Annotated in this window: 5 protein-coding genes; 2 read left to right on the top strand and 3 right to left on the bottom strand. The window is 40.3% G+C overall.

Annotated features, from left to right (window positions below):
- Positions 1-107: 107 nt before the first annotated feature.
- The 3 genes from BGP15_RS25205 to ettA are packed head-to-tail and all read right to left on the bottom strand — an operon-like array spanning position 108 to position 4,127.
- Positions 108-1,175, bottom strand: coding sequence for a response regulator (locus tag BGP15_RS25205; protein ID WP_286752858.1), 1,068 nt, complete (start codon positions 1,173-1,175; stop codon positions 108-110).
- 54 nt (positions 1,176-1,229) lie between these two features.
- Positions 1,230-2,432, bottom strand: coding sequence for a PAS domain-containing sensor histidine kinase (locus BGP15_RS25200; protein ID WP_286771010.1), 1,203 nt, complete (start codon positions 2,430-2,432; stop codon positions 1,230-1,232).
- A gap of 12 nt (positions 2,433-2,444) precedes the next feature.
- On the bottom strand, positions 2,445-4,127 hold the full coding sequence (gene ettA, locus BGP15_RS25195) for an energy-dependent translational throttle protein EttA (protein ID WP_046672222.1): 1,683 nt from the start codon (positions 4,125-4,127) through the stop codon (positions 2,445-2,447).
- 185 nt (positions 4,128-4,312) lie between these two features.
- Here ettA and BGP15_RS25190 point away from each other — a divergent pair, with 185 nt between their 5' ends.
- Both BGP15_RS25190 and BGP15_RS25185 read left to right on the top strand, forming a co-directional pair.
- The gene (locus BGP15_RS25190) at positions 4,313-6,838 is read left to right on the top strand and encodes an ATP-dependent Clp protease ATP-binding subunit (protein WP_286752861.1); all 2,526 of its coding nucleotides are present in this window, start codon (positions 4,313-4,315) and stop codon (positions 6,836-6,838) included.
- A gap of 135 nt (positions 6,839-6,973) precedes the next feature.
- Positions 6,974-7,393 carry a hypothetical protein gene (locus tag BGP15_RS25185; protein ID WP_046672220.1) on the top strand — a complete coding sequence of 140 codons (420 nt, stop codon included), beginning with the start codon at positions 6,974-6,976 and terminating at the stop codon, positions 7,391-7,393.
- The last annotated feature ends 26 nt before the right edge of the window (positions 7,394-7,419 follow it).

Genomic DNA, 7,419 nt, shown 5'->3' with positions numbered 1-7,419 from the left:
AGTAGCAACCTTTCGGCTACTACTGCTTAAATTTAAGTATTTTTAATCACTGAAAATCTGTATCGTTTTTTCAGGACTAGTCATTTTTAAATCTTCGTTTCTGTCACCTACTGCTTCACATCCCGCAGGTTCTTGATGGAATTGATGTATATTTTGCCTTTTTCTTTTGAAATCAATTTTTCTTCTTTAAAATCAGAGAGCATACGGGAAACAGTTTCATTGGCTGTCCCTGCAATTGAAGCCAGACCATCCCGTGTCACGTCAATTGTACATGCATTGACCTCGTTTATATTGATTCCACTTTTTTCAGCAACACTGATCAACGCGTTTGCGACCCGCTTACGGACAGAATGATAGGCAAAGCCAAGCAATTGTTCTTCCTTTTCCCGTAAATCGACAGAAAGAAGCTTAATAAATTTACTGGCTATTGCAGGCTTTTTCCATAACAGCTCCAGAAAACTGTCTTTTGGTATCAAGACAATTTCACTTGGCTCAACTGCTTCGGCGTAGTCTTCATAATTATCATTCAACAAAATCGAGGCATAGCCAAAATAATTTCCTGAAATAAAAATACCCGTAGACAGCTCGCGTCCATCTTTATAAGACTTAAAACTGCGCACCTGTCCAGATTTCACAAAATAGACATATGTTGGCGAATCGTCTTTTTCATAAATAGACTGTTTTTTCTTCACGGTTTTCACGCGTGAATTAGCGAGAAGTTCATGTAGCAATAATACCTGCTCTTCAGCACTCAAACTCAAATCATCTTCCTGCGAAACATCTGCTGCCAGCTGCTCATGTCTTTTGAGGCGCACATCTATTGCATTCATCAATTCAACATCATCAAAAGGTTTGGTCAGATAATCATCTGCTCCCATCTCCATCGCTTTGCGCATATCTGCGCGTTCCGCTTTGGCGGTCAGAAAAATGAACGGAATTTTGGCTGTACTTTCAATTTTGCTTAACATAAATAAGACGCCATAACCATCTAATTCAGGCATCATGATATCACAGAGAATCAGATCAGGTATATGTCTTGTCGCCAGGTCGACTCCAACACGTCCATTTTCGGCAGTAATGACATCATACCTTCCTGTCAACTCCAATATTTCGGTAGTCCCCTCTCGGATATCAATATTATCTTCAATAATTAGAATTGTCTTTTTATTTCTCATCTGCAATTATTTATTCTGTCCTTTTTATGTTTTAGACCCTTTTATGCTTTGCCTCTATTTATCAACAACGCTCTCCTTGAAGCGCACGCGGAATGAAGTTCCTTTATGTACTTCCGATTCAAATTCCATCTGACCTTCCATCAATTCGATATACCGTTTTACGATATTCAGGCCTAATCCTGTACCAGGGATATTACCTGTATTATGTGCTCTAAAAAAAGGCTCAAACAAATGTACTTGATCTTCCTCGGGTATACCAATACCATTGTCTTTCACGGATATTAAGCAGCCTTCGTCGTCAATACAGGTTGTAAATTCGATCAATGTGTCTTCTCCGGAATATTTGATTGCATTGGAAATTAAGTTGACCAAAGCGTTTTTCAACAGATTTGGATCTAAGGTAAAATGTCCAATTTCTCCCGTATGTTGGTATACAATATGCTGATTTTTCTTACAGATCAATTGCATTTCTTCGGTAATCTCTTCCGCCAATTCGACCAGATTGATGTATTGCTTATTCATGACAACGATACCAGCTTCCAGTTTCTCTAAGGATAGGAAATCATTCAGAATGCTGGTCAGCAATTGAACTGCACCTTTGATTTTATTGGTATGTTTAATGATATTAGTTTTATCATCCGGTCGCTCGGCATACTTTTCAATCAGCGAAGCTGAAAGCTGGACGGAGCTTAGAGGCGTACGAAACTCATGCGAAGCCATAGACACAAAACGTGATTTTAGTTGGCTAAGCTCAATTTCTTTTTCCAAGGATTTAGAAACCTCTGCCTTCGCCTTTTCAAGTTCGGACACCAAGGAGATCAGATCGCGCGTACGTTCACTGACTTTATGCTCAAGTTCGGCAGCATGTTGCTTGAGCATATCCTCGGCAGCTTTCTCACGCGATAAATCGTGAATAAAGCCTGTAAAGATATTCTTATCTTTTAACCAAACCTCACTGACTGCTAAGCGAAATGGAAATGTTTCTCCATTTTTCTTTAAGCCCATCACTTCGCGGCCGATTCCGATAATCTTCTTGTGGCCTGTGGTTTGGTAATTATGTAGATAACCATCGTGATTGCCACGATCAGGTTCAGGCATTAACATGGATATATTGTGTCCGATTACCTCTTCAGCCTGATAACCGAACAATTCCAAGGCAGCAGGGTTAATGCTTTCCACATTCCCCCTGTTGTCTATGGTTATTATTCCATCAATAGCGTGGTCTATTATAGCAGCCAAAAGCCTTCCGCTCTCCATGATCCACTCCTATTATTTAACTAATTTTTTGTATTTAATACGATGTGGCGTTACATCACCCACGCGTTTTTTACGGTTTTCTTCATATTCAGTATAGTTACCTTCGAAGAAATAAACCTGTGAATCGCCCTCAAAAGCAAGGATATGGGTACAAATACGATCCAGGAACCATCTGTCATGGGAAATCACAACGGCACAACCGCCGAAGTTCTCCAAGCCTTCTTCCAGTGCCCGCAAGGTATTTACATCAATATCATTGGTCGGCTCATCGAGCAAGAGTACATTTGATCCCTCTTTAAGCGTGATAGCCAGGTGAACACGATTACGTTCTCCACCCGAAAGCACACCTACTTTCTTTTGTTGATCAGCACCGTTAAAATTAAATTTGGAAACATAAGCTCTTGAGTTCACCGAGCGGTTACCCAACATCATATTGTCGCTGCCACCCGTAATATTTTCCCAAACCGATTTTTCCGGATCGAGGTCGTGGTGCATTTGGTCCACATAGCCCAATTTCACTGTTTCCCCGACTTTGAAAGAACCTGTATCCGGCGTTTCCTGTCCTGTGATCAAGCGGAATAAAGTTGTTTTACCCGCACCATTTGGTCCAATGATCCCTACGATACCTGCCGGCGGCAACATGAAGCTTAAGTTCTCAAATAAAATACGATCGCCATAGGCTTTGGAGATATTCGTTGCCTCAATGACAGAGTTCCCCAGACGTGGCCCCGGCGGAATAAACAATTCCAATTTTTCTTCGCGTTCTTTCGTTTCCTCAGAAGCTAATTTTTCATAGTTATGCAAACGTGCTTTCGATTTAGCATGACGTGCTTTCGGTGCCATACGCACCCATTCCAGCTCACGCTCCAGGGTTTTTTGACGTTTGGTTTCCTGCTTTTCTTCCTGCGCGAGACGTTTTGCTTTTTGATCTAACCAAGAAGAATAATTTCCTTTCCAGGGAATACCTTCACCGCGATCCAATTCAAGAATCCATCCAGCAACATTATCCAAGAAATAACGGTCGTGGGTAACGGCGATGACAGTTCCTTTATATTGTTTTAAATGTTGTTCTAACCAATCGATCGACTCGGCATCCAAGTGGTTGGTCGGCTCATCTAAGAGCAATACGTCTGGTTCCTGCAATAATAAGCGACATAATGCTACACGTCTACGCTCACCACCTGACAAATTGACAATCTTCGCATCTGGTTCAGGGCAACGTAAAGCATCCATTGCTCTTTCTAATTTCGAATCGATTTCCCAAGCGTTAGTGGCATCAATGATATCCTGAAGTTCACCTTGTCTTGCCAACAATTTGTCCATCTCATCGGCATTTTCATAAACCTCAGGCAGGCCAAATTTTTCATTGATTTCTTCATATTCCTGTAAGATGGCTGTAATTTCGGCAACACCTTCCTGTACCACTTCAAGAACAGTCTTTTCAAGATCCAATTGAGGTTCTTGCGCTAAATAACCCACAGAATAACCAGGGGAGAACACCACCTCGCCTTGATATGACTTATCCAATCCAGCGATAATTTTTAATAGGGAAGATTTACCTGATCCATTCAAACCGATCACGCCGATCTTCGCACCATAGAAAAAAGATAAATAGATATTTTTTAAAACTTGTTTTTGAGGCGGATAGATCTTGTTGACACCCGCCATCGAAAAAATGATCTTCTCGTCTGACATAAAATTTAAAAAAATTCGAAAACTCTTGTTATATTAACATACAAATGTAATCTTTTATACTGACATTTTGGACGTATAACGGTCATGGCTTAATTGTTGATGACATTATTTAAAATAATTTTAAGGTTTGAAATGCAGAATTTACTACATTTATATATCCTTAATATAAAACAGAAAGGTATTCAATGGAAGCAAAATTTTCACCGCGCGTAAAGGATGTCATATCGTACAGTAGAGAGGAAGCTTTAAGATTGCGTCACGATTATATAGGAACAGAGCATTTATTGCTTGGATTGATTCGTGAAGGCGATGGAATGGCGATAAAGATCCTTAAAAACATAGGCATTGACACGGCAGCACTACGTCAATCTGTGGAGGACGCAGTGAAGGGGGCATCGGTTTCACGAGCACCTATTGGCAATATGCCATTAACAAAACAGGCTGAAAAAGTTTTGAAGATCACTTATTTGGAAGCTAAAATATTCAAATCGGATATCATCGGAACGGAGCATCTATTATTGGCTATCTTACGGGATGAAGATAATATTGCTTCTCAGATTTTACAACAATACAATGTGACTTACGACATCTTCAAATCTGAAGTTGAGCAAAATAGAACGACGATCAAGGACGAAGCTCCGGGCTCTCCTACCGGCGATGATGATTTTGCAGAGGATGATCAATATATCCAACCTAAAAAAGTTTCGGATATTAAATCCAAAACTCCAGTATTGGACAACTTTGGCCGTGATTTGACCAAAGCTGCCGAAGAGGGTAAATTGGATCCTATTGTAGGTCGCGAAAAAGAGATTGAGCGTGTGTCTCAAATTTTATCCCGACGCAAGAAGAACAATCCGTTGTTAATCGGTGAACCGGGAGTTGGTAAATCAGCTATTGCGGAGGGACTTGCGCTTCGCATTGTCCAACGCAAGGTATCGCGTGTACTCTTCAATAAGCGTGTAGTTACATTGGATCTAGCTTCATTGGTTGCCGGGACGAAATATCGCGGTCAATTTGAAGAACGTATGAAAGCGGTTATGAATGAACTGGAGAAATCACCGGATGTCATCTTATTTATCGATGAGATTCACACCATCGTTGGTGCAGGTGGCGCTTCAGGATCGTTAGATGCTTCCAATATGTTCAAACCAGCCTTGGCAAGAGGAGAAATCCAATGTATTGGTGCAACAACATTGGACGAATATCGTCAATACATTGAAAAAGATGGTGCTTTGGACCGTCGTTTCCAACGTGTAACGATTGAACCGGCTACACATGACGAAACAGTTGAAATATTGAATCGTATCAAAGAGAAATATGAGGATCACCACAACGTGACCTACACTCCAGAAGCGATTGAAGCCTGTGTGTCGTTAACAACACGTTACATTACAGACAGGTTCTTACCAGATAAGGCTATTGATGCTTTGGATGAGGCAGGCTCTCGCGTGCACTTAAACAATATTCATGTACCGCAGTCCATTATTGACATTGAGAATAAAATTGAAGAGGTCAAATTGGAAAAGAACAAAGTCGTTCGTAGTCAAAAATACGAAGAGGCTGCCAAATTGCGTGATACGGAGAAAAAATTGATCGAGGAGCTCGAGAAAGAAAAAATCGCTTGGGAAGAAGAGACGAAGTCTAAACGCTATACTGTTTCGGAAGAAAATGTTGCTGAAGTAGTAGCCATGATGACAGGTATTCCAGTACAACGTGTTAGTCAAACAGACAGTCAAAAACTGTTGAATATGGCTGAGTTGATGAAGGGAAGAATCATTGGTCAAGATGACGCTGTAGGTAAATTGGTGAAAGCTATACAACGTACCCGTGCGGGTTTGAAGGATCCTAAAAAGCCAATCGGTTCGTTTATCTTCTTAGGTCCTACTGGTGTCGGTAAAACAGAGTTGGCTAAGGAATTAGCGCGATTTATGTTTGATACAGAAGATGCGCTGATCCAAATAGACATGAGTGAGTACATGGAGAAATTCGCGGTATCTCGCCTTGTTGGAGCGCCTCCAGGATATGTCGGCTACGAAGAAGGTGGTCAATTGACTGAAAAAGTACGTCGTAAACCTTATGCGGTTGTCTTATTGGATGAGATTGAGAAAGCTCACCCAGATGTGTTTAACCTCATGCTACAGGTATTGGACGAGGGTCAACTGACAGATAGTTTAGGCCGTAAAGTGGATTTCAGAAATACCATAATCATTATGACTTCAAATATTGGTGCACGCCAATTGAAGGAATTTGGTCAGGGTGTTGGTTTCACCACTGCGGCAAAATCACAACAATCTGATGCGCATTCACGTGGAGTTATCGAAACCGCTTTGAAAAGAGCCTTTGCTCCAGAATTTTTGAACCGTATTGATGATGTGATTGTCTTCAATTCATTGACAAAAGAAAACATCTTCAAAATCATTGATATTGAGTTGAGGTCATTGTTCAAACGAATCGCCGATTTGGGTTATACGATCAATTTGACAGATGAGGCAAAAGATTTCATTGCAGACAAAGGTTATGACAGTAATTTTGGTGCACGTCCATTAAAACGAGCAATCCAGAAATATCTCGAAGATCCGATTGCAGAAGAAATCCTCAAAGGAAATGTGCAAACTGGTTCAGTTTTGACCGTGAGCATTAATCCGGAAACCAAAGATATTGAGGTTTCTAGCTCAGATTCGAAGTCTTCGAAAGACACCGCTGAGAAGTAAGCTTTAGCTGTATCAAAAATAATTTCAATAAAATGCACCTTTATGGTGCATTTTTTGTTGTAAAGAAAGTTGGCGTTAAACTTTCGCACTATTTTATCGTCCTATAATAAAATTGTCACAAATAACACGAACAATATGAAAAGACTTTTATTAGCAGCATTAATTGGAACCGCAGCCTTGGTTTCATTTTCTTCTTGTAAGAAAGAATACGTTACAAACTATTTACCGGGAGTAACTTTTAATACGAAGGTAGTCTCCTCTTCTTGGGGAGTTGACAAAACCGGATATTCTTTCTCAAATGAATTGGACTTTCCCGAATTAGATGCAAAATATTTCGACTACGGACACGTGGGAGTAGCTGTATCATTTGATAATGATCCAAATTATTTCATCAACATTCCTTCAGCTATCGGCCCTTATAATTATCGCGTGGAGTATAAAATTGGTAAAGTATATCTCTATGCTGATTATGTGGGTAGCGACAATAAACCAGTCCGTCCGGACAATATGTTAGTAAAAGTAACATTAACGGATGCTGATAACGGTGGAAACTAAATAAAAAAGGTCTTAGAGAATCTCTA

The sequence above is a fragment of the Sphingobacterium sp. 40-24 genome, assembly GCF_001899705.1.
GTDB classification, from domain to species: Bacteria; Bacteroidota; Bacteroidia; order Sphingobacteriales; family Sphingobacteriaceae; genus Sphingobacterium; species Sphingobacterium multivorum.
The sequence above is the reverse complement of the archived record's forward strand: the minus strand, read 5'-3'. Positions and strand labels throughout refer to the sequence as shown.

Bases quoted from the DNA above. Each gene is read 5' to 3' on its own strand.
- BGP15_RS25205 (WP_286752858.1), bottom strand. From the start codon at position 1,175: ATGAGAAATAAAAAGACAATTCTAATTATTGAAGATAATATTGATATC.
- BGP15_RS25200 (WP_286771010.1), bottom strand. From the start codon at position 2,432: ATGGAGAGCGGAAGGCTTTTGGCTGCTATAATAGACCACGCTATTGAT.
- ettA (WP_046672222.1), bottom strand. From the start codon at position 4,127: ATGTCAGACGAGAAGATCATTTTTTCGATGGCGGGTGTCAACAAGATC.
- BGP15_RS25190 (WP_286752861.1), top strand. From the start codon at position 4,313: ATGGAAGCAAAATTTTCACCGCGCGTAAAGGATGTCATATCGTACAGT.
- BGP15_RS25185 (WP_046672220.1), top strand. From the start codon at position 6,974: ATGAAAAGACTTTTATTAGCAGCATTAATTGGAACCGCAGCCTTGGTT.